General features: G+C 72.4%; 23 protein-coding genes and 1 riboswitch. Of the genes, 12 read left to right on the forward strand and 11 right to left on the reverse strand.

All coding sequences use genetic code 11. The features are described from left to right. Positions 1 to 34 precede the first annotated feature (34 nt). From OG488_RS09735 to OG488_RS09745, 3 genes are all read right to left on the reverse strand, one after another. Positions 35 to 439, reverse strand: a complete 405-nt coding sequence (locus tag OG488_RS09735; protein ID WP_033303312.1) for a DUF3040 domain-containing protein — start codon at positions 437 to 439, stop codon at positions 35 to 37. A gap of 301 nt (positions 440 to 740) precedes the next feature. Beyond that, positions 741 to 1499 (reverse strand): methyltransferase, encoded by a 759-nt coding sequence (locus OG488_RS09740; RefSeq protein ID WP_329227813.1) that lies wholly within the window; start codon positions 1497 to 1499, stop codon positions 741 to 743. 102 nt (positions 1500 to 1601) lie between these two features. Beyond that, positions 1602 to 2141: an SAV_6107 family HEPN domain-containing protein gene (locus OG488_RS09745; protein ID WP_329227815.1), complete on the reverse strand. Its 540-nt coding sequence runs from the start codon at positions 2139 to 2141 to the stop codon at positions 1602 to 1604. A 181-nt stretch (positions 2142 to 2322) separates the two neighbouring features. Between OG488_RS09745 and OG488_RS09750 the strand changes: the two genes are divergently transcribed. The 5 genes from OG488_RS09750 (at position 2323) to OG488_RS09770 (ending at position 8447) form a co-directional block, all read left to right on the forward strand. Further along, a complete protein-coding gene (locus OG488_RS09750) occupies positions 2323 to 3213 on the forward strand; it encodes an ATP-binding cassette domain-containing protein (protein ID WP_329227817.1) in 891 nt (296 codons plus the stop codon). Next, entirely contained in the window at positions 3185 to 5272 is a 2088-nt protein-coding gene (locus tag OG488_RS09755; RefSeq protein WP_329227819.1) for a YhgE/Pip domain-containing protein, read from the forward strand. Before OG488_RS09750 ends, OG488_RS09755 begins: the two co-directional genes overlap by 29 nt. 29 nt (positions 5273 to 5301) lie before the next feature. Further along, complete coding sequence (locus OG488_RS09760; protein ID WP_329227821.1) at positions 5302 to 5913, forward strand: TetR/AcrR family transcriptional regulator; 612 nt, start codon at positions 5302 to 5304, stop codon at positions 5911 to 5913. A 388-nt stretch (positions 5914 to 6301) separates the two neighbouring features. Continuing rightward, positions 6302 to 6919 (forward strand): DUF4126 domain-containing protein, encoded by a 618-nt coding sequence (locus tag OG488_RS09765; RefSeq protein WP_329227823.1) that lies wholly within the window; start codon positions 6302 to 6304, stop codon positions 6917 to 6919. Between the two features lie 31 nt (positions 6920 to 6950). Then, positions 6951 to 8447 (forward strand): phytoene desaturase family protein, encoded by a 1497-nt coding sequence (locus OG488_RS09770; RefSeq protein ID WP_329227825.1) that lies wholly within the window; start codon positions 6951 to 6953, stop codon positions 8445 to 8447. A 37-nt stretch (positions 8448 to 8484) separates the two neighbouring features. Here OG488_RS09770 and OG488_RS09775 read toward each other — a convergent pair whose 3' ends face one another. The 6 genes from OG488_RS09775 to OG488_RS09800 form a co-directional block, all read right to left on the reverse strand. Then, positions 8485 to 9462, reverse strand: coding sequence for a hypothetical protein (locus OG488_RS09775; RefSeq protein ID WP_329227827.1), 978 nt, complete (start codon positions 9460 to 9462; stop codon positions 8485 to 8487). Between the two features lie 50 nt (positions 9463 to 9512). Beyond that, complete coding sequence (gene metF / locus OG488_RS09780) at positions 9513 to 10430, reverse strand: methylenetetrahydrofolate reductase [NAD(P)H] (protein ID WP_329227829.1); 918 nt, start codon at positions 10428 to 10430, stop codon at positions 9513 to 9515. A 116-nt stretch (positions 10431 to 10546) separates the two neighbouring features. Then, entirely contained in the window at positions 10547 to 11197 is a 651-nt protein-coding gene (gene thiE, locus OG488_RS09785) for a thiamine phosphate synthase (protein ID WP_329238556.1), read from the reverse strand. 171 nt (positions 11198 to 11368) lie between these two features. After that, positions 11369 to 11734, reverse strand: coding sequence for an Rv2175c family DNA-binding protein (locus OG488_RS09790; RefSeq protein WP_103513527.1), 366 nt, complete (start codon positions 11732 to 11734; stop codon positions 11369 to 11371). 62 nt (positions 11735 to 11796) lie between these two features. After that, complete coding sequence (locus tag OG488_RS09795; RefSeq protein ID WP_329227832.1) at positions 11797 to 13035, reverse strand: NAD(P)/FAD-dependent oxidoreductase; 1239 nt, start codon at positions 13033 to 13035, stop codon at positions 11797 to 11799. Positions 13036 to 13063: 28 nt separating this feature from the next. Next, positions 13064 to 13405 (reverse strand): hypothetical protein, encoded by a 342-nt coding sequence (locus tag OG488_RS09800; RefSeq protein ID WP_329227834.1) that lies wholly within the window; start codon positions 13403 to 13405, stop codon positions 13064 to 13066. A gap of 51 nt (positions 13406 to 13456) precedes the next feature. After that, positions 13457 to 13569, forward strand: a riboswitch (TPP riboswitch). Here OG488_RS09800 and thiO point away from each other — a divergent pair. From thiO to OG488_RS09830, 6 genes are all read left to right on the forward strand, one after another. Further along, positions 13567 to 14787: a glycine oxidase ThiO gene (gene thiO / locus OG488_RS09805; protein WP_329227836.1), complete on the forward strand. Its 1221-nt coding sequence runs from the start codon at positions 13567 to 13569 to the stop codon at positions 14785 to 14787. (Overlaps the previous riboswitch by 3 nt.) After that, complete coding sequence (thiS, locus tag OG488_RS09810; RefSeq protein WP_329227838.1) at positions 14784 to 15014, forward strand: sulfur carrier protein ThiS; 231 nt, start codon at positions 14784 to 14786, stop codon at positions 15012 to 15014. The genes thiO and thiS overlap by 4 nt, the downstream gene beginning before the upstream one ends. Positions 15015 to 15016: 2 nt before the next feature. After that, positions 15017 to 15811, forward strand: a complete 795-nt coding sequence (locus tag OG488_RS09815; protein ID WP_329227840.1) for a thiazole synthase — start codon at positions 15017 to 15019, stop codon at positions 15809 to 15811. 125 nt (positions 15812 to 15936) lie between these two features. Next, the gene (gene pknB, locus OG488_RS09820) at positions 15937 to 17856 is read left to right on the forward strand and encodes a Stk1 family PASTA domain-containing Ser/Thr kinase (RefSeq protein WP_329227842.1); all 1920 of its coding nucleotides are present in this window, start codon (positions 15937 to 15939) and stop codon (positions 17854 to 17856) included. A 22-nt stretch (positions 17857 to 17878) separates the two neighbouring features. Beyond that, the gene (locus tag OG488_RS09825) at positions 17879 to 18736 is read left to right on the forward strand and encodes a deoxyribonuclease IV (protein WP_329227844.1); all 858 of its coding nucleotides are present in this window, start codon (positions 17879 to 17881) and stop codon (positions 18734 to 18736) included. 79 nt (positions 18737 to 18815) lie between these two features. Then, positions 18816 to 19319 carry a DUF4396 domain-containing protein gene (locus OG488_RS09830; RefSeq protein WP_329227846.1) on the forward strand — a complete coding sequence of 168 codons (504 nt, stop codon included), beginning with the start codon at positions 18816 to 18818 and terminating at the stop codon, positions 19317 to 19319. A gap of 16 nt (positions 19320 to 19335) precedes the next feature. On the opposite strand, the gene OG488_RS09835 is transcribed toward OG488_RS09830, so the two are convergent. Continuing rightward, a complete protein-coding gene (locus OG488_RS09835) occupies positions 19336 to 19968 on the reverse strand; it encodes a sulfite oxidase-like oxidoreductase (protein WP_329227847.1) in 633 nt (210 codons plus the stop codon). A 156-nt stretch (positions 19969 to 20124) separates the two neighbouring features. Between OG488_RS09835 and bfr the strand changes: the two genes are divergently transcribed. Beyond that, complete coding sequence (gene bfr, locus OG488_RS09840) at positions 20125 to 20604, forward strand: bacterioferritin (protein WP_329227849.1); 480 nt, start codon at positions 20125 to 20127, stop codon at positions 20602 to 20604. Between the two features lie 48 nt (positions 20605 to 20652). On the opposite strand, the gene OG488_RS09845 is transcribed toward bfr, so the two are convergent. Continuing rightward, entirely contained in the window at positions 20653 to 20922 is a 270-nt protein-coding gene (locus tag OG488_RS09845; RefSeq protein ID WP_329227851.1) for a (2Fe-2S)-binding protein, read from the reverse strand. Between the last annotated feature and the right edge of the window lie 17 nt (positions 20923 to 20939).

A 20939-nucleotide genomic window follows, 5' to 3' on the forward strand; every position in this document is an offset into this window, starting at 1 on the left:
GGGGCTGCCCGCCGCCGGCCGGATCGCGCAGAGCTCACTGGCCCTGTTCGTCGCGGCGGCGCTGCCACCGCTGTTCGATCCGGTTCATCATCGACCGGCGCTGTCTGGGATGTCGGCGTTCGCCTCCGCCCCCGCTCGCACTCCCGGCCGGCTGCTGCTCACCGGGCTTCGGCGCCTTGCGCCATCCGGTGACCGCCAGCACGGCGCAGCCCAGCATGACGAGGAATCCCGCCACGCTGACCCAGGTCTGCTGGAAAACCATTCCGGCCATGAGGAGTGCGATACCCACCAGAAAACCGGCCACCGCCTGGTAGACCCGTCGCCGGGTGTACCTGCGCAGCCCGCTTCCCTCAAGCGCTGTAGCGAACTTGGGATCTTCGGCGTACAGCGCTCGCTCCATCTGCTCGAGCATTCGCTGCTCGTGCTCCGAGAGCGGCACGGAGTCCTCCTCGTCGTCGGCCGCGGGGGCGACCGGTATGCGGCCCTTCCAGGATAGGCAGGGATTCGCCCCCGTGAAACCCGCCCTCTAGCCATAGCCAGTCCGGACCGCCATGTCGGCTCGGCTGCTGAGGCGTAGATTCCCCGACCTCCGATCCGTCATGCCGGATGGTGTCACCCGATCATACGGGGCTCCCGGCCCGATCGGGTGTTCTCAGCGGTACTCCGTCTGCAGCTGCGTTGCTGATCAGCCGGGCTCCGGGCGCCCGGCGCGCTTACTCCACCAGTGTGCCCCGAGGCGCTCAGGGGCGCTTCTCACCGAGAACGTGCAGCTGGGTCGCCACCGAATGGAAGGCCGGCAGCTCCGCGAGGGCCGCCTCCAGCCTGAGCAGCTCCTCCATCGCACCCGGTTCGGTGTCCACGAGAACGCCCGGCACGAGGTCGGCGAAGACCCGTACGCCGTGGACGGCCCCGACCTCGACGCCCGCGTCGGCGACCAGTCCGGCCAGCTGGTCCGCGGTGAACCTGCGGGGCACGGGGTCGCCGTCGCCCCAGCGCCCGGCGGGGTCCGTCAGCGCCTGCCGGGCCTCGGCGAAGTGTCCGGCCAGGGCCCTGGCCAGGACGGCACCGCCGATGCCGGCGCCGAGCAGGCTGAGCGCGCCGGACGGGCGGAGCGCGTCGACCGCGTTCCGTACGCCCGCGGCGGGGTCGTCCACGTACTCCAGGACGCCGTGGCACAGGACCGCGTCGTAACCGCCGCGGTCCACCACGTCGAACAGGCCGAGGACATCGCCCTGGACTCCGCGGACACGGTCGGCGACGCCGGCCTCCTCGGCACGGCGCTCCAGCGCGAAGAGGGCGTTCGGGCTGGGGTCGACGACGGTGACCCGGTGGCCGAGCCGGGCGACGGGCACGGCGAAGTTACCGGTGCCGCCTCCGGTGTCCAGCACGTCCAGGGCTTCCCTGCCCGTCGCCTTGACCCGGCGCTCGAGAGCGTCCTTGAGGACCTCCCAGACCACGGCGGTACGGAGGGAGGCGCGGGGGCGCAGCTGGTCCGACACGGCAGTTGACTCCTCGGCACGGTGCCGCCACGGACGGCGGAGCGTGAACAGTGCAGGTGGTACGGGTGCGCTCCACCCTATTGCCTCGCACCGCCCTCGCGGTCACTCCGCGTCGGGCCGCCGCCCGGCCCCGTCCTTCCGGGGCTGCGGGAGGACGGGCTGGAGGGCCAGCAGCCGCTCGACCAGGCGCAGGAACACGGCCACGTCGCGCAGCAGGTCGTCGGCGTCACGGCTGGTGGCCGCGCCGGGTATGCCCGCCTCCGCACGGGCCCTGCGCGCGGCTCCGGAGGCGAACAGGGCGCTCCACTCGGCCAGTTCCGGCGCGATGTCCGGGAGGACCTCCCAGGCGCTGCGGATCCGCTCCCGGCCGCGGCCGGGGGTCTCCGGCCTGCCGCGGGCCGCGAGCACGGCGGCCGCGGTGCGCAGCGCGGCGAGGTGGGCGGTGGCGTACCGCTCGTTGGGCACGTCGAGTACGGCGGCCTCGTCGAGGCCGGCGTGGGCCTTGGCGAGCAGATCGAGAGCGGCGGGCGGCGCCGTGGTGCGGCGCAGAACGGGGTGGACGTCGGTCGCCGGACCGGTCGGTGAGGGGGCAGGGCTGACTGCGCGGCGCCGCGGGGCGGCGGCTGCGGACGAGCTGGCCATGACGAGCCTCCTGTCGTCGCGTGACGGCTCCGTGGCCGTATGTGTCCATCGTGACGGCCGCCACTGACAATCCCTCAGAGCCTGCCCCCGACCAGGCACTTTGCTTCATGCGTGCGTTCGGGATAGTTTTTTTGCACTGACTGGTCAGTTCAAAAACGTTCGGAAAGATGGGGGTGGGGTCGTGGGCAGCCCGCACGGGGCGGCGCTGAGCGCCGAGGACTTCGGACTGAAGGGACCGCGTGGCTGGGCCTTCCGGGGCGTGGGGTTCACCGCCCCTCCCGGATCGCTCGTCGCGGTCGAGGGCCCCTCCGGCTCGGGCCGCACCTGTCTGCTCCTCGCGCTCACCGGCCGGATGCGCTCCACCCAGGGCCACGCCGAGGTGGGGGGCGAGCGCCTGCCCGGCCGTCTCGCCGCCGTACGCCGCTTCAGCGCGCTGGGACCGGTCCCCGGGGTCAGCGAGCTGGACCCCTCCTTCACCGTCGCCGAACACCTGCGGGAACGGGCCCTGCTGCGGCGCCGCTTCGACGGCTCGCCGCGCTCCCTGCTGCGCCCCCGCGCCGAACGGGCTGCCGCGGCACGGGCGACGGTAAACGGCGCTCTGGAGGCCGCGGGCCTGGACGTCGCGGCCCTGCCCAAGGCGGAACGGACCTCCGTGCGGGACCTGGAGCGGCTGGAGGCCCTCCGCCTCTCCGTAGCCCTCGCCCTGATGGGCCGTCCGCGGCTCCTCGCCGTCGACGACACCGACCTCAAGCTCTCCGTCACGGACCGGGCCCTGGCCTGGGAGCTGCTGCGCGGCCTCGCGGCGGACGGGACCACGGTGCTGGCCGTGTGCAGCGAGGCCCCCGAGGACGCGCTCACCGTACGGACCCGCCCGGCGGCCGACGCCGAACCGGCCCGGGAAGAACCGGCCCGGGAAGAACCGGCCCGGGAAGAACCGGCCGAGGAAGAACCGGGCCAGGAGGAACCGGCCGACGAGGACGACGAACCCGCCGCGGAGACATCCGAGGGCGACACGACCACCGGGAACGGGAAGGGGACGGCCGATGCGATCGCCGAAGCTGGCCGCGCTTGAACTGAGGCGCTTCGGCAGGGGCCGGATGCCGCGTGCCGCACTCGTGGCGCTCCTCCTGCTGCCCCTGCTCTACGGAGCGCTGTACCTCTGGTCCTTCTGGGACCCGTACGGGCGGCTCGACCGCGTTCCCGTCGCGCTCGTCAACGACGACAGGGGCACGAGCACCGGCGGCGAACACCTCGCGGCCGGGGACGAGATCACGGAGAGACTGCTCGACTCCAAGGTCTTCGACTGGCACGAGGTCGGCTCCGCCGAGGCCGCGCGGGGCGTCGAGGACGGGACGTACTACCTCTCGCTGACCATGCCGTCGGACTTCAGCGAGCGGATCGCGTCGAGCGCCGGGGAATCCCCGGGCACCGGCGCCCTGCGGGTGCGTACGAACGACGCGAACAACTACATCGTCGGCCAGATCTCCAGGACGGTCTTCGCCGAGGTCCGCAGCGCCGCGTCGGCCAAGGCCTCGCGCGGCTTCCTGGACCGGATCTTCATCGACTTCTCGGGCCTGCACGACGCGACCGCGAAGGCCGCCAAGGGGGCCGACGACCTGGAGAGCGGCCTCACGAAGGCGAAGAAGGGCTCCAAGGACCTCGCGGACGGCCTCAAGGACGCCAAGTCGGGCAGCGGCCGGCTCTCCAGCGGCATCACGGAGCTCGACAAGGGCGCGGGCGACCTCGAGTCGGGGTCCCGGCAGGTCGCCGACGGCACCCAGGTGCTCGCCGACAAGGTCAACGCGGTCGCCGCCGACGTGCGCCCCTTCCTCAAGGACAACGGCAAGGCCATCGGGGACACCGCCCGCCTGGTCTCCGACTCCTCGAAGGCGGTACGGGACAACCTCGACCTGTTGGTGGAGGCGGCTCCCACCGCCTCGGCCGCCGCTCACAAGGCCTCCGACGACCTCGCCGAGGTCTACCGGGTCCGCTGCGAGGAGCAGACGCTGCCCGACCCCGGGGTCTGTCCGCAGCTGAAGCGTGCCAAGGCCGCGGCGGCGGATGTCGCCGCGGTGTCCGACGACGTGAACGCCCTGGTCACGAACCAGAAGGGCGACCTGTCGAAGCTGCGCACCCGGCTGGCCGGCCTGGAGAAGCAGGCCGACGCCTTGGCGAAGCGCTCACCGGACCTGGACACGGACCTGGAGTCGGCCGTGAAGAGGATCAACGCGCTCAACACCGGGGCGCACAAGGTCGCCACGGGTGCCGACGCCCTCCACACCGGCCTCGGAACGGCGAAGACGGGAGCCGGGGACCTGAACACCGGCGTCACGAAGCTCTCGTCGGGCGCCAAGACCCTGAAGAGCGGGCTGTACCGGCTGGGCGACGGCTCCGCCACGCTCGCCCAGGGGCTGAACGACGGTGTCGGCAAGATCCCCGACTACGACGAGGAGGACCGCGACGCCCGCACCGGTGTCATGTCCGATCCCGTGCGGCTGGCCTCCTCGTCGCTGCACGCCGCTCCCAACTACGGCACCGGCTTCGCCCCCTACTTCATCCCGCTCTCGCTGTGGGTGGGCGCGATGGTGGCGTACATGCTGATCCAGCCGCTCAACCGGCGTGCGCTCGCGGCCGGGGCCCCGGCCTGGCGCGTCGCGTTCGCGGGCTGGCTGCCGGTCGCCGCGATCGGCCTCCTCCAGGTCGCCGCGCTGATGTCGGTGCTGCACTGGCGGCTCGGTCTCCAGATGACGCACGCCGCCGGCACGATCGGCTTCCTGGCGCTGGTGACCTGCTGCTTCGCGGCGATCGTGCAGTGGCTCAACGCCCGCTTCGGCGCGGCGGGCCGGATCCTCGTCCTCGCGGTGCTGATGCTCCAGCTCACCTCGGCCGGGGGCACCTACCCCGTCCAGACCAGCCCGGGGTTCTTCGGGGCGATCCACCCCTACCTGCCGATGACCTACGTGGTGGACGGGCTGCGCCGGCTGATCACGGGTGGCGGGCTGGGCCCGGTCTGGCAGGGCTGCGCCGTGCTGCTGGCCTTCACCGCGGGCGCGCTGGCGCTGACCGCCCTCTCCGCCCGGCGCAAGCAGGTCTGGACCCTGGACCGGCTCCACCCGGAGCTGAGTCTGTGACCGCCCCGGGACCTGTGAGAATCAGGGTCATGGACAGCAGTAGCACCACGCGCCGCCAGGTCACCCGGCAGAAGCTCTACGAGGCGGCGGTGACCCTCATCGCGGAGAAGGGCTTCTCCGCGACGACGGTCGACGAGATCGCGGAGCGCGCCGGGGTCGCCAAGGGCACGGTCTACTACAACTTCAAGAGCAAGACCGAGCTCTTCGAGGAGCTGCTGCGCCACGGGGTGGGGCTCCTCACCCAGTCGCTGCGGTCGGCCGCCGACTCCACGGAGGCGCGCGGCGGCACCCGGGTGGAGGCGCTGGACGCGATGATCAGGGCCGGTCTCGTCTTCATCGACCGCTACCCGGCCTTCACCCAGCTCTACGTCGCCGAGCTGTGGCGCACCAACCGCGCCTGGCAGTCGACCCTCCTGGTGCTGCGTCAGGAGGCCGTCGCCGTGGTCGAGGGGGTGCTCCGGGAGGGTGTCGCCGCCGGTGAGCTCAGCGAGGAGATCGACATCCAGCTGACGGCGGCCGCGTTGGTGGGGATGGTCCTCGTGGCCGCCCTCGACTGGCAGGCGTTCCAGCCCGAGCGGACGATCGACGACGTGCACTCCGCGCTGTCCCTGCTGCTGCACGGCCGGGTCAGCGGACGCTAGACCGCGGTCCGCGCAGACGCGCAGACACGCAGACACGCAGACACGCAGACACGCAGACACGAGAACGCCGGTCCGGTGGAATTCGATCCCCCCGAATTCCGCCGGACCGGCGTGGCGTGCAGCCGCGAAGCCCTCCCCCGTGACCCCGTGTCCCCCGTGGTCCCGGAGCCCCGCGTCGTGCGCCCCCGTCACGTCCGGGGTGCCGCGCCGTTCCGCCGCCCCGTGCCGGCGGTCCGGGCGCCGTGCCCCTTCCGTGGGCTCCACTCTTCCGTCCGCGCAGGTGGGAGCCCATCCGCATCGCTACTCATCTCCCGCACTAGGTAGAGGTACTCACGCGTGTGCGACGGACCCCACCCGGACCCCGCGCGGACTGGTTACGATCGCGTCCGTGTCCGTACTCCCCCTGGTGTTCACGAGTGGCTGGGCGAGCGGGATCAACGCGTATGCGGTGGTCCTGCTCTTCGGTGTCTTCGGCGCGACCGGGCTCACCGACGAGGTGCCCGAGTCCCTGCAGCGCACCGACGTGCTCGTGACCGCCGGGGTGCTCTTCCTGTTCGAGGCGGTGGCCGACAAGATCCCGTACGTGGACTCCGCCTGGGACGCGGCGCACACGGTGATCCGGCCCGTGGCCGGGGCGGTCGTCGCGGCGCTGCTGGCCGGTGAGAGCGGATCGCTGCCGGAGCTGGCGGCGGGCGCCGTGGGGGGGGCCACCGCGCTGCTGAGCCACCTGGTGAAGGCCGGCACCAGGATGGCGGTCAACACCTCGCCGGAACCGTTCAGCACCATCGGGGTCAGCGTGGCGGAGGACCTCGGCGTCGCCGGGATCATCACCTTCGCGGTCTTCAACCCGGTGGCGGCGGCCCTCGTCGCCGGGGCCCTGCTCCTGCTCGGCCTGGTGACCCTGGTCTTCCTGGCCTCCCGGATCCGCCGGTTCCTGCGCCGCAGGGCCCAGCGGCGCGAGGAGAGGGATCTGGCCGGGGCGGGCAGGCACTGGCCTCACGAGTGAACCGCGGGCGGCACCCCGTAGGGTCACTGCCATGGCACGAATTGCGGTGATCGGCGCCGGGACGGGCGCGATGGCGGCGGCGGCCCGGCTCTCCGTGGCAGGCCACCGGGTGACGGTGTACGAGCGCACGGAGACCCATGGAGGCTCGCTCGGCCGGTATGCCCGTGACGGCTTCGTCTTCGACACCGGCCCCGGCCTGCTGCACCTGCCCGCGGTCTACCGCGACCTGTTCGTGAAGACGGGCAAGGAGAGCCTGGAGCAGTGCGTGACGCTCACCCAGGTCGACCCGGCGAGCCGTCATCTCTTCGCGGACGGCACCGCGGTGTCGCTGCCCAACGCCTCACGCGCCGGAGTGGTCGGCGCACTGGACCGGGCGCTGGGTGAGGGGACCGGAGCACGCTGGGGTGACTTCCTGGACCGGGCGGGCACCGCGTGGGACCGCTCGCGCCGGCCCCTCCTCGAGGAGCCGCTGCCCGCGGACCGGCGGCCCCTGGGCCGCGACCCCTACCCGGCGGTGCGCCGGCGCAGGCTGCTGCGTACCCCCCGGACGGCGGGGACGCCCGCGGAGGTGGGCGCCTGGGAGCTGGAAGACCCGCGCCTTGCCGCCCTGCTCGACGGGTACGCCCTGTCGTACGGGCTCGACCCGCGCCGCGCCCCGGCGGCCGCCGCCCTCCTGCCGTACATGGAGGAGACCTTCGGCAGCTGGTACGTCGCCGGGGGCATGCGCGCCCTGGCCGACGCGGTGTACGAGCGGTGCCTGGCCCGAAGGGTGGACTTCGTCTTCGGCGCCGAGGCGGTCCGGGTGTCCGAGAAGGACGGCCGGGCGGCGGGGATCGAGCTGGCGGACGGCACGAGTGTGGAGGCCGATCACGTGGTCCTCGGCGCGCAGCCCGCGCCCGGCCTCCTGCCGGTCCGGGAGGAGCCGCCTGCCGGGGCGCACGGTGCCCCGGTGCCCGGCCGCTTCCTCGTCCTGCTGTCGCTGCGCGGAGCCCGGGAGGCCGGCACCGCGCACCGGACGGTGGTGCACTCCGGGGACCCGGGTGCGGAGCAGGAGGCGGTGTTCGGCGGACGGACGGCGCAGAGCCCCACGGTGACGGTGCTGCGCCCGGACGATCCGGCCACCCGCCCCGACGAGGAGCACGAGGCGGTGACCCTGGTGGTGACGGTGGCGCCGCACGGTCCGGTCGACTGGACGGACGGGGCTCTGCGCGAGCGGTTCGCGGACACGGTGATCGGCCGTGCCGCCGAAGCCGTTCCCGGTCTGCGTGAGCGGATCCTCCACACCGAGGTGCGTACGCCCGCCGAGACGGCGGCCGACACCGGCGCCGAGGGCGGCTCGGTGCCGGCTCCGGCCCTGGCCGGGGCGGGGGGGTCCTATCTGCACCGTGGGAACCGCAGCCCGCTGCCGTGCCTGTACCTGGCGGGCGGCTGGTCCCATCCGGGGGGTGGGACGGCCCACGCGGGGATGTCGGGTGCCCTGGTCGCCGGACTCGTCGTGGAGGGTGACGGCTTCCGCGGCTCGCAGTGAACCGCGGAACACCTCCTCGGCGGCGCCGCGCCGCGGCTCAGTAGCGGTACTGCTCGTTCTGACCGGTGTCGTACCCGTTGCCGTACGGCGCGGGCCGGTCGGGAGCCTCCGGCGGCAGTGGAGGGTACTGGTCGCTCTCGCGCTGCTGGGGAACCCAGACCCCGCCGGGCGGGGTGTCGCTGTACTGGCCGGCGTACGGATCCGCGGACTGCTGCCCGGTGCCGTACGCGGGGTCGTACCCGTTGCCGTAGGCGGGGTCGTAGCCGGTGTACTGCCCGGTGCCCGTGGTGGTGCCCGTGCCGGTGTAGGGGTCGGAGTAGGCGGGGTAGCCCTGCTGGTCGGTGCCGTGGTCGTACTGGCCGGCGTAGGCGCCCTGGTCCTGGTACGTGCCCTGGCCCTGATGGCCGCCCTGGTCCTGGTAGCCGCCCTGGGCGGCGTAGGGGTCCGGGGCGGCGTAGGAGTCCTGGGCGGCGTAGGAGTCCTGGGCGGGCTGCTGGCCGTAGCCGGTGTACGGGTCGTAGGCGCCGTACTGCGGTTGCTGCTCGCCGTGCTGGTCCTGCCGTGCCTCGCGGCCGGCCGGTGCGGGGTCGGTGTAGATGCCGTACTGCCCGGTGTCGTCCGGCATCGGCTCCGGCTCGTAGACCGCCGCGGGGGCGGTCTCCGCCTCGTGTGGGCGGGGGGCCTCCTCGTACTCCAGGCCGGAGACCTCGAGGGTGGGTTTCCGGTCACTCGCCCCACGCCTACGGCGGCTCTCACCGGGGCTGCCGCCTATGGCCCACCCCGTCGAGAAGCCTCGCCTGAACGAGAGCGTCACGTACGTCTGGCCCGTCGCGAAGGCGATCGCCCCCAGGGCGATCACCAGCACCGAGGGGATCAGGACACCGAGGACGACACCGAGGAAGCCGCCGAAGGCGAGGAGCCTCCAGCGCAGACGTGCCTTGTACTGCAGCAGCACCTCGCCCAGCAGCCACAACGCCACTATGCCGAATGCGATGTAGAGGACCGTCCAGCCCACGCCCGCCCCCTCCTACGGCCACCGCCCCGGTTGGTGGCGGGTACGGCCGGTCACGACTGCTTGTGCAGTCCGAGATTCTCGTAGATCTCGAGTGTCGCCGTCGAGTTGTTGAGCGTGATGAAGTGCAGCCCGGGGACACCCTCGGAGAGCAGTTTCGCGCAGAACTCCGTGGCGAACTCGATGCCAATGGAGCGTACAGCGGCCGGGTCGTCCTTTGCGGCGAGGATGCTGTCTTTCAGCGAGGAAGGCAGCGACGCGTTGCTGAGCTGCGCGAACCTCTCCAGCTGCTTCACGCTGGTGAGCGGCATCACCTCGGGAATGACGGGGGTGTCGCAACCCGCAGCGACCACCCGGTCACGCATCTGCAGATAACTCTCCGGCTGGAAGAACATCTGCGTGATCGCGTAGTCGGCACCGGCGCGGCACTTGTCCACGAAATGGGCGATGTCGGAGTCCCAGCCGGCGGATCGCGGATGCATTTCGGGGAATGCCGCGACACCGACGCAGAAATCACCGGCCTCCTTGATCAGCCGGACGAGATCGGCCGCGTACCGCACGCCCTGGGGGTGTTCGACCCACTCGCCCATCGGGTCGCCGGGCGGGTCGCCGCGCACCGCGAGGATGTTGCGGATACCGGCGTCCGCGTACTGCCCGACCATGTTGCGCAGTTCGGCGACGGAGTGGTCGACCGCGGTGAGGTGCGCGACCGGGGTGAGCGTGGAGTCCGCGGCGATCTGCTGGGTCGCCTTGACCGTCCCGGCGCGGGTGGAACCGCCGGCCCCGTAGGTCACGGAGACGAAGCTCGGGGCCACCGCCTCGACCCGGCGCAGGGCGTTCCAGAGATTCCGTTCGCCCTTCTCGGTCTTGGGCGCCCAGAACTCGAACGAGAACGACGTCTCGCCGGTCGCGAGCAGCTCACGCACGGTGCGCGCGTGATCTGTCCTGGTGGAAGGTGTGCCAAGGGCCATACTGGGAGGTTAACCAGGGCCCGGCGGTACCCCAACCACACAGACCGGATTGACCGGAATGAGGCGGATTTTGTCCACCCCTCGGACAGTCGCCCGACAGCCGCGGGCCGCCCGCCTCAGAGCGCGCGTTCCCGGACGCGCCGCGCGAGCGAGGCGGCGGCCGCGGCCGGGTCGTCCGCCTCGGTGATCGCCCGGACGACGACGACCCGGCGCGCGCCGGCGTCCAGCACCTCGTCGAGGTTGCCCGCGTCGATGCCGCCGATGGCGAACCAGGGCCTCGTCGTGGCCAGCGAGGCGGCGTGGCGCACGAGGCCGAGGCCCGGGGCGTGCCGGCCGGGCTTGGTCGGGGTGGGCCAGCAGGGACCCGTGCAGAAGTAGTCGACGCCCTCCTGGGCGGCGGCCGCGTCGACCTCGGCCTCGGCGTGGGTGGAGCGGCCGATCACCACGTCGCCGCCGACGACACCGCGGGCGGCGGGCACGGGCAGGTCGCCCTGGCCGAGGTGGAGCACGTCGGAGCCGATGGCGTGGGCGACGTCGGCCCGGTCGTTCACCGCGAGGAGCGCGCCGTGGCGCTTGCAGGCGTCGGCGAGGACCGCGAGGTGCTCGAGCTCCTCGGCGGCCTCCATGCCCTTGTCGCGCAGCTGCACGATGTCCACCCCGCCGGACAGCACGGCGTCGAGGAACTCGGGGAGGTCACCCTGCCGCTTGCGGGCGTCCGTGCACAGGTAGAGCCGGGCGCCGGAGAGCTGGGCGCGAGGTGTGGGCATGAGAGGTGTGGGCATGAGTGGTGTCCCCCGTCGGTAGGTCGATGTCCTGGTGCGGCGACGCGTCGCACGGCGCACACCGTGTACGTGGGTGAGGCGCCGCGCCTGCGGACACCGGTAACGCGGAGTGCGGGCCGTGTGTGCCACGGCCCGCACCCGCTCACGGCTCTCCGGTCAGACGGCGAGCGCCTGGGCCCGGCGCTTCACCTCCGTACCGCGATTCTCGCTCAGGGCCTGCGCGGGCGTGCCGGGCAGGGTCGGGTCGGGGGTGAAGAGCCAGTCCAGCATCTCTTCGTCGTTGTAGCCGTCGTCCCTCAGGAGCGTCAGGGTCCCTGCGAGACCCTTGACCACCTTGTCGCCGTCGATGAAGGCGGCAGGCACCTGAAGCGCCCGGTTCTCACCACGTCGTACGGCGATGAGCTGGCCTTCCTTGACCAGCTGCCGTACGCGCGTCACCTCGACATCGAGCATTTCCGCGATGTCGGGAAGGTGGAGCCAGGCGGGGACGAGAGCATCGATCTTTGCGTCAATCTCGGTCACAAGGACAAGCGTGCCATCCCGGACCGACAGTCGGTACCCGGGCCGGGCGCACGAGGCCGCGCCTACCCCTGGAGCGCCGTCGATTTCAGCGGTACGGAGGAGTCGGCGGCCCGCACCCGGTCGATCCGCGCGCCCGCCTCGACGAGCTTGCGCCCCTGCGCCAGGTCGCGCGGCCGGCCGACGGCCAGCACCGCCACCAGGACCCCCTGGCGCAGCCAGCAGACCGTCCAGGAGGGGTCCGCCGGGTCGCCCCGCCACAGCAGGGTGTCCGCGCCGGCGTGATGGCCGGCGTACTGCACGAAGCGCCCGAACTGCTCGGACCAGAAGTAGGGCACCGGGTCGTAGGGCCCGGCCGCTCCGTCCGCGAGGGTGGCGGCGACCGTCCGGGGTCCCTGGAGGGCGTTGTCCCAGTGGTGGACCAGCAGCCGCTCCCCGTAGCGGGCGGACGGGAAGGAGGCGCAGTCGCCCACCGCGTACACGTCGGGCAGCGAGGAGCGCAGGGAGCTGTCGGCGGTGACCGAGCCGTCCGGGCCGAGCGCGATGCCCGAGTCCGCGAGCCAGGCGGTGGCGGGCCGGGCCCCGATGCCCACGACCACCGCTCCCGCGGGGATCACCCGGCCGTCCGCCAGGTGGACGGCGCCCTGCTCGACGCGGGCGACCCGGGCCCCGGTGAGGAGTTCGGCCCCGCTCTCGGCGTACCAGGCGGCCATCGGGGCGGCTACCTCGGCGGGCATGGTGCCGGCGAGGGGACGGCCGGCGGCCTCGACGACGGTGACCGCGCATCCGGCCGCGCGCGCCGCCGTGGCGAACTCGGCGCCGATCCAGCCCGCTCCGACGACGACCACGTCGTGCTGCCGCTCAAGGACGGGCCGCAGCCGCGCGGCGTCGTCGAGGGTGCGCAGCAGGTGCACGCCGGGCACGCCCTCGGTGCCGGGCAGACCGATGGGTTCCGCTCCCGTGGCGATGACCAGCGCGTCGTAGGCGACGGGCCCCTCCGCGGTGTCCAGTTCGTGCGCGCCGGCGCGCAGGCCGTCCACGTCGAGCCCGAGGCGCAGGGTGATGCCCAGCGCCTCGAAGTCGACGTCGAAGGCGGAGTCCTCGGCCTTCCCCAGCAGGACCGCCTTGGACAGGGGCGGCCTGTCGTAGGGCTGGTGCGGTTCGGCGCCGATGAGGGTGACCGGTCCCGTGAAGCCCTGGTCGCGCAGGGCCACGGCCGTCTGCACACCGGCCATGCCCGCGCCCACGATCACGACCCCGCGCGACGGGTGTCCCGCTGCCTCGTCCTGTGTCTGCTCGCTCACCCGTCCACCCTAGTCACCTGACGTGAAGTCAGTGGGTGAGCTCCTCCACCACGCTCGTCCCGCTCCCCCGCTGGGACTCCCACTCCCATTTCTCGTCCAGACGGACGCGGCCGTCGGACAGGTCCGTGACGGTCGATACGCAGTGTCCGGAGGAGGTGGTCCCGTCCCGCTTCAACTGGACGTAACGGAAGTCCAGGGTGTCCGCGTCCCGGGTGCCGACGAGATGCCCGCGGACGACGTCGCCGCCCTCGTACTCGGCCCAGATCCGGCCGTCCCGCTCGTGGTACGTGAAACGGGTCCGGGTGCCGACCTGGCCGGGGGCCTGGTCGGCGACCGGCGAGAGGACGAGTCCGTCGAGCGAACGGGCCACGGGTACGGCTCCCTTACCGGCTGCGGCGGGTGGGGTCTAGGCTGGCCACCGTAAGACACTCGCGGGAGTCCGGACGCACCGGGCTGAGAGGGAGGCTGGCCGGCCTCCGACCGTACGAACCTGATCCGGGTCATGCCGGCGAAGGGAGGGGCTGGACGCCCATGCGCATCTCCGCAGACAGTTCCGACGTCCTGGTCGTCGGGGGCGGCATCATCGGGCTGGTGACCGCCTGGCGGTCCGCCCAGCGCGGCCTGGCGACCACGCTGGCCGACCCCGACCCCGGCGGCGGGGCCGCCCGGGTGGCGGCCGGGATGCTGGCCGCCGTCACCGAGCTCCACTACGGCGAGCAGATGCTGCTCGGCCTCAACGTGGCCTCCGCGGCGCGCTATCCGGAGTTCGTGCGCGAGCTGGAGGAGGCGAGCGGGCAGGAGACCGGTTTCCGGGCCTGCGGCACGCTCTCCGTCGCGCTGGACTCCGACGACCGCGCCCACCTGCGGGAGCTGCACGCCCTGCAGCGGCGTTCGGGGCTGGAGTCCGAGTGGCTCACCGGCCGCGAGTGCCGGCGCCTGGAGCCGATGCTCGCGCCCGGCGTGCGCGGCGGGCTCCGCGTCGACGGGGACCACCAGGTGGATCCCCGGCGGCTGGCCTCGGCCCTGGTGACGGCGTGCGAGCGGGCCGGGGTGGTGTTCCGCCGGGCCTGGGTCCAGCGGCTCTCCGTCACGGGCGGCCGTGCGACGGGCGCCGTGCTGGCGGACGGTACGGAGCTGGCCGCCGGCCAGGTGGTGCTCGCCGGGGGCAGCCTGAGCGGCCGGCTTGAGGGAATACCCGAGGCGGTCGTGCCCCCCGTACGCCCGGTCAAGGGGCAGGTCCTGCGGCTGACGGTTCCTCCGGCGTACGCCCCCTTCCTCAGCAGGACCGTGCGGGCCGTCGTGCGCGGCAGCCACGTCTACCTGGTGCCGCGGGCCAACGGTGAGCTGGTGGTCGGCGCGACGACGGAGGAGCTGGGCTGGGACACCACCGTCACCGCGGGCGGGGTCTACGAGCTGCTGCGGGACGCCCACGAACTGGTGCCCGGCATCACCGAACTGCCGCTGACCGAGACCCGGGCCGGTCTGCGGCCCGCCTCCCCGGACAACGCGCCGCTGCTGGGCCCCACGGCACTGGCCGGCCTCCACCTCGCCACCGGGCACCACCGCAACGGGGTGCTGCTGACCCCCGTCACCGGAGACGTGATGGCCCACGTGCTCACCACCGGTGAGCTGCCCGAGCTGGGCCGCCCCTTCGCGCCACGCCGCTTCGCCCCGGCCACGGCCGCTCCGGAGCACCCCCAGGCCCCCTCCCCCGAAGAGACCGCCCCCGCGCCGCAGGAGCAGACCGCATGACACAGCCAGCGCCCTCCGCCGATCCCGTCCGGGTCTCCGTCAACGGGGAACACCGCACCGTCCCCGCCGGCACCGCGCTGGACACCCTGGTCGCGGCGCTGACCCGGGCTCCCTCGGGGGTCGCCGCAGCGGTCAACGAGGCCGTCGTCCCGCGCGGCCAGTGGTCCGCCACCGCGCTCCTCGACGGCGACCGCGTCGAGGTCCTCACCGCCGTCCAGGGAGGCTGACCATGTCCGACGACCTCTTCACGCTGGGATCCACCGCCTTCTCGTCCCGTCTGATCATGGGAACCGGCGGGGCGCCCAGCCTCGACGTGCTGGAACGCTCCCTGATCGCCTCCGGCACGGAGCTGACGACCGTGGCGATGCGCCGGCTCGACCCGACCGTGCAGGGTTCGGTGCTCTCCGTCCTGGAGCGCCTCTCCATCCAGGTCCTGCCGAACACCGCGGGCTGTTTCACCGCCGGTGAGGCCGTGCTGACGGCCCGGCTGGCCAGGGAGGCGCTGGGCACCGACTGGATCAAGCTGGAGGTGGTGGCCGACGAGCGGACGCTGCTGCCCGATCCGGTCGAGCTGCTGGACGCCGCCGAGATCCTCGTCGACGACGGCTTCACGGTCCTGCCGTACACCAGCGACGACCCGGTCGTGGCCCGCAAGCTCCAGGACGTGGGCTGCGCGGCGATCATGCCGCTGGGCTCACCCATCGGTTCCGGGCTCGGCATCCGCAACCCCCACAACTTCCAGCTGATCGTCGAGCAGGCCGAGGTCCCCGTGATCCTGGACGCCGGCGCGGGGACCGCGTCGGACGCGGCGCTGGCGATGGAGCTGGGCTGTGCCGCTGTGATGCTCGCCTCGGCGGTGACCCGGGCGCAGGAGCCCGAGCTGATGGCCGCGGCGATGCGGCACGCGGTGGACGGCGGGCGGCTCGCACACCGGGCGGGACGCATCCCGCGGCGTCATTTCGCCGAAGCGTCCTCCCCGGTGGAGGGCCGCGCGGTGCTGGACCCGGAGCGTCCGGCCTTCTGATCCGGACACCCGCGGGCTTCCCCCGGTCACAGCACGTGCATGCCCCTGTCACGGCTCCGCACCGGATCGGCCACCGGGAACCCTGGGCCATCCGTGGTGTCCGTGGCAGCTCGTAGACTCGCCCCGTGGACACGACCCTCCAGGACCCCTTGGTCGGGCAGCTGCTCGACGGCCGCTATCGCATCGATGCGCGCATCGCCGTCGGCGGCATGGCCACGGTCTACCGGGCCGTGGACACCCGGCTCGACCGGGTGCTCGCCCTCAAGGTGATGCACCCGGCGCTGGCGACCGACGCCGCGTTCGTCGAGCGCTTCATCCGCGAGGCCAAGTCCGTCGCCCGGCTCGCCCACCCCAACGTGGTGGGCGTCTTCGACCAGGGCGCCCAGGGCGCGTACGTCTACCTGGCGATGGAGTACGTCGCCGGGTGCACCCTGCGCGACGTCCTGCGCGAGCGCGGCGCGCTGCAGCCCCGTGCCGCTCTGGACATCCTCGAACCGGTACTGGCCGCCCTCGGCGCCGCGCACCGTGCGGGCTTCGTCCACCGCGACATGAAGCCGGAGAACGTCCTGATAGGGGACGACGGCCGGGTGAAGGTCGCGGACTTCGGTCTCGTGCGCGCGGTCGGCACCGCCACGGACACCATCGGCTCGCTGCTGGGCACGGTCTCCTACCTCGCCCCGGAGCAGATCGAGCAGGGCACGGCCGACACCCGGTCCGACGTCTACGCCTGCGGTGTGGTGCTCTACGAGATGCTGACCGGCGGGAAGCCCCACGCCGGGGACACCGCCGCCCAGGTCATCTACCAGCACCTCAACGAGGACGTCCCCGCGCCGTCCGGTGCCGTCCCGGGCCTGGCCGCCGGTCTCGACGACCTGGTGGCCGCCGCCACGGCGCGCGACCCCGAGCTGCGTCCGGCCGACGCGGTGGCCCTCCTCGCGAGTTCCCGCGAGATACGCGCGGGCCTCACCGAGGAGCAGCTCGACGCGGTGCCCCCGCAGGCGATCGCGGAGTCGCACGACGCCGGCGAGGACCGCACGAGCGTGATCCCCCGGGTGATCCCGGCCGGCCAGGGCACCGCGCACCACACCAGCCGGCTGGAGATGCCTCCGGCCGGGCCCCGGGAGCCGGGGCGTGCGCGGCGGTCCTTCGCGGTCCGCGGCCGGCGGGGGGCGGCCGCCGTGCTCGTCGCCGTCCTGCTGGTCCTGGGGCTCGGAGCGGGTGTCTGGTACATCAACTCCGGGCAGTTCACCCGGGTCCCCTCGCTCCTGGGCCAGACCCAGAGCGCCGCCGAGCGGCGGCTCTCGGACGAGGGCCTCGATCTGAAGGGCGTCGACCGCGCCTACAGCGACACCGTGGAGCGCGGCACGGTGATCAGCAGCGATCCGGGCTCCGGTGAGCGGATCCGGGGCAACGACGCGGTGCGGCTGGTGATCTCGCGCGGCCCGGAGATCGTGAAGGTGCCCGACGTCGAGGGGCTCGCCCTCGCCGACGCCCGGCGCGAGCTGAAGAAGACGGGCCTGGCACCCGGGATGGTGACCCGGGAGTTCAGCGAGGAGATCGACCGGGGCAAGGTGATCCGTACGGATCCGCGGGTCGGCACCGAGCGCCACCCGGACTCGGCTGTCGCCCTGGTCGTCAGCAAGGGCAGCCCGGTCGACGTCCCCGACGTCACGGGCCTCTCCGTCGAGGACGCCAGGGCTGCGCTGGACGAGGCGGGGCTCAGGACCGAGGTGCTGGCCGAGCGGGTCGACTCCCCCGAGGCTGCGGGCGAGATCGCCCGGCAGTCGCCCGGCAGCGGCGCCGAGGCCGCCGAGGGCGACACCGTGGAGCTGACCGTCTCCAAGGGCCCGCGCATGCTCCAGGTCCCCGACGTCACGGGGAAGGACGTCGACGAGGCACGGAGCGCCCTGGAGGACGCGGGGTTCGAGGTCAAGGTCGACCGCCCCTTCCTCTCGTTCAGCGACACGGTCGGGAGCCAGTCGGTCGAGGGCGGCCGGACGGCCGCCGAGGGCTCCACGATCACCATCAGGACCAAGGGCCTCTAGGTCCACCGAGGACAGGCGGAACATGCGCAACCCCGTAGGCGGTCACGTGCCCGTGGCCGGCGGACTGGCCAAGATCGGCCTCGGATACGCCCGGGAGCTGGCTGCGGAGACCGTCCAGGTCTTCGTCGCCAATCCGCGGGGCTGGGCGACACCGCCCGGCAACCCCGCGCAGGACGAGCTGTTCCGCTCGGAGTGCGCGGCGAAGTCCGTACAGGCGTACGTCCATGCCCCGTATCTGATCAACTTCGGCTCGCACACCGAGGCCACGGTCGAGCGGTCGGTCCTCTCGCTCCGCCACTCGCTGCGCCGGGCGAGGCAGATCGGCGCCCTCGGTGTGGTGGTGCACACCGGTTCGGCCACCGGCGGGCGCCCGCGCGAGGAGGCCCTCGCCCAGGTGCGTACGCACATGCTTCCGCTGCTGGACGAGCTGACCCATGACGACGATCCGTTCCTGCTGCTGGAGTCGACCGCGGGGCAGGGCTCCTCGCTCTGCTCGCGGACCTGGGACTTCGGGCCGTACTTCGAGGCCCTGGACTCCCACCCCAGGCTGGGGGTCTGCCTGGACACCTGCCACATCTACGCGGCGGGTCATGACCTGACCGGTCCCTCCGGCATGCGGCAGACCCTGGACCTGCTGGTGGAGACGGTCGGAGAGGGACGGCTGAAGCTGATCCACGCCAACGACTCCAAGGACGTGGTGGGCGCCCACAAGGACCGGCACGAGAACATCGGCGCGGGCCACATCGGCGCCGAGCCGTTCCGCGAGCTGTTCTCGCACCCGGCGACCGAGGGCGTTCCTTTGATCATCGAGACACCCGGCGGCAAGGAGGGCCACGCCGCGGACGTGGTCCGGCTGAAGAAGCTCCGGGACACGCGCTGAAGCCGTGAGGGAATACCCCCGGGGGGTATGTGGTTGCCGAAGATGTCAGGACACCACGACCAGACTCCGGGGGCTTCTCATGCAGCACGACGCACACCACGCGCACCACACACATCAGGGACACCACGCCACCCACGGCGACGGGGGCTCGGGGTGGGCCATGGCCGCGCGCGCGACCCTCCACTGCCTCACCGGCTGTGCGATCGGCGAGATCCTCGGCATGGTGGTCGGGACCGCGCTCGGCTGGGGCAACGTACAGACGATGGTGCTCGCGATCGTCCTGGCGTTCTTCTTCGGCTACGCGCTGACCCTGCGCTCGGTCCTGAGCTCCGGCGTGGGCCTCCGCGCGGCCGTCAAGGTCGCCCTGGCCGCCGACACCGTGTCCATCGCCGTGATGGAGCTCATCGACAACGGGGTGATCGCGCTCTGGCCGGGAGCCATGGACGCCCACCTCTCGGACGCGATGTTCTGGACCGTCCTGGCCCTCGCGCTGGCGGCCGCCTTCGTCGTCACGACACCGGTCAACAAGTGGATGATCGGCCGCGGAAAGGGGCATGCCGTGGCACACCGCCACCACGGCTGAACGGACGCCGGGAGCGTCAGAGCTCGGGGCCGTCCCCGGGCTCCTCCTGGTAGGAGTAGCGCTGCTCGCTCCACGGGTCACCGATGTTGTGGTACCCGCGCTCCTCCCAGAATCCGCGCCGGTCCGCCGTCATGTATTCGATGCCCCGGACCCACTTGGGGCCCTTCCAGGCATACAGGTGCGGCACGACCAGACGCAGCGGGAAGCCGTGTTCCGCGGTGAGCAGTTCACCGTCCTTGTGGGTGGCGAACAAGGTCCGGTCCGACGCGAAGTCGGCGAGCCGGAGATTCGAGCTGAATCCGTATTCGGCCCAGACCATCACGTGCGTGACGTGGGGCGCGGGCGGCGCCAGTTCCACGATCTCGCGGGCCAGGATTCCGCCCCATTCCGCTCCGAGCATGCTGAATTTCGTCACGCAGTGGAGGTCGGCGACGACGGAGGAGAAGGGAAGTGCCGAGAATTCCTGGTGATTCCAGCAGTGCTTGTCACCGTCGGCCGTGGACCCGAAGACCCGGAACTCCCAGCGGTCCGGTTTGAACTTGGGCACGGGCCCGTAATGAGTGACGGGCCAGCCCCGCTGCAGCCGCTGCCCCGGCGGAAGCCCGGACTGTTCTGCTGTGCCGCGTTCCCGGCTTTCCGGCTGACCCATGCCTCCATGGTGACAGACAGGCAGGGGTGGTCATGACCAGGGGAGAGTCGATTCGGGCAACTCGCACTAAGCGTGCACTTACTGGACGACCGCGTGGCGCGGTGCGAGGATGCGCCGGAAACATGCCCAGTTCACCGGTTGGAAGGAGCCTCTGCGATGCAGGGCGACCCCGAGGTCCTCGAGTTCCTCAACGAACAGCTGACCGCCGAATTGACTGCCATCAATCAGTACTTCCTGCACGCGAAGATGCAGGAGAACTTCGGCTGGACGAAGCTCGCGAAGTACACCCGGGCCGAATCGTTCGACGAGATGAAGCACGCGGAGATCCTCACCGACCGGATCCTGTTCCTGGACGGGTTGCCCAACTATCAGCGGCTCTTCCACGTACGGGTCGGGCAGACCGTCACCGAGATGTTCCAGGCGGACCGGCAGGTCGAGGTCGAGGCGATCGACCGCCTCAGGCGGGGCATCGAGGTGATGCGCGGCAAGGGCGACATCACGTCGGCGAACATCTTCGAGTCCATCCTGGAGGACGAGGAGCACCACATCGACTACCTCGACACCCAGCTCGAACTGGTGGAGAAGCTCGGTGAGGCGCTCTACATCGCCCAGTTGATCGAGCAGCCGGAGAGCTGATCCGCCGCTCGCCCCGGCGCGGTGGCCCGGTGGTCCCGCGCGGTCCCCTCAGGCGGCGTCGGAGAGCCTGACGTCCGGCGTGACGCCGAGGGCGACGGGCGCACCGGCCGGGGCGCCGGCCGGCGCCGTACGTCCTTCCACAAGCTCACGGCGCGCGCAGTCGCCGCGGCCGAGCAGGGCCTGGATCCTTCGGACGCAGCCGCCGCAGTCGGTGCCCGCCTTGCAGGCGGAGGCGATCTGGCGAGGCGTGCACGCTCCGCCGTCCGCATGCTTCTTGACCTGGTCCTCCGTGATGCCGAAGCAGGAGCATACGTACACGCGGTTCACCTCCCGAC

The organism is Streptomyces sp. NBC_01460 (genome assembly GCF_036227405.1).
In the GTDB taxonomy this organism is placed as follows: domain Bacteria; phylum Actinomycetota; class Actinomycetes; order Streptomycetales; family Streptomycetaceae; genus Streptomyces.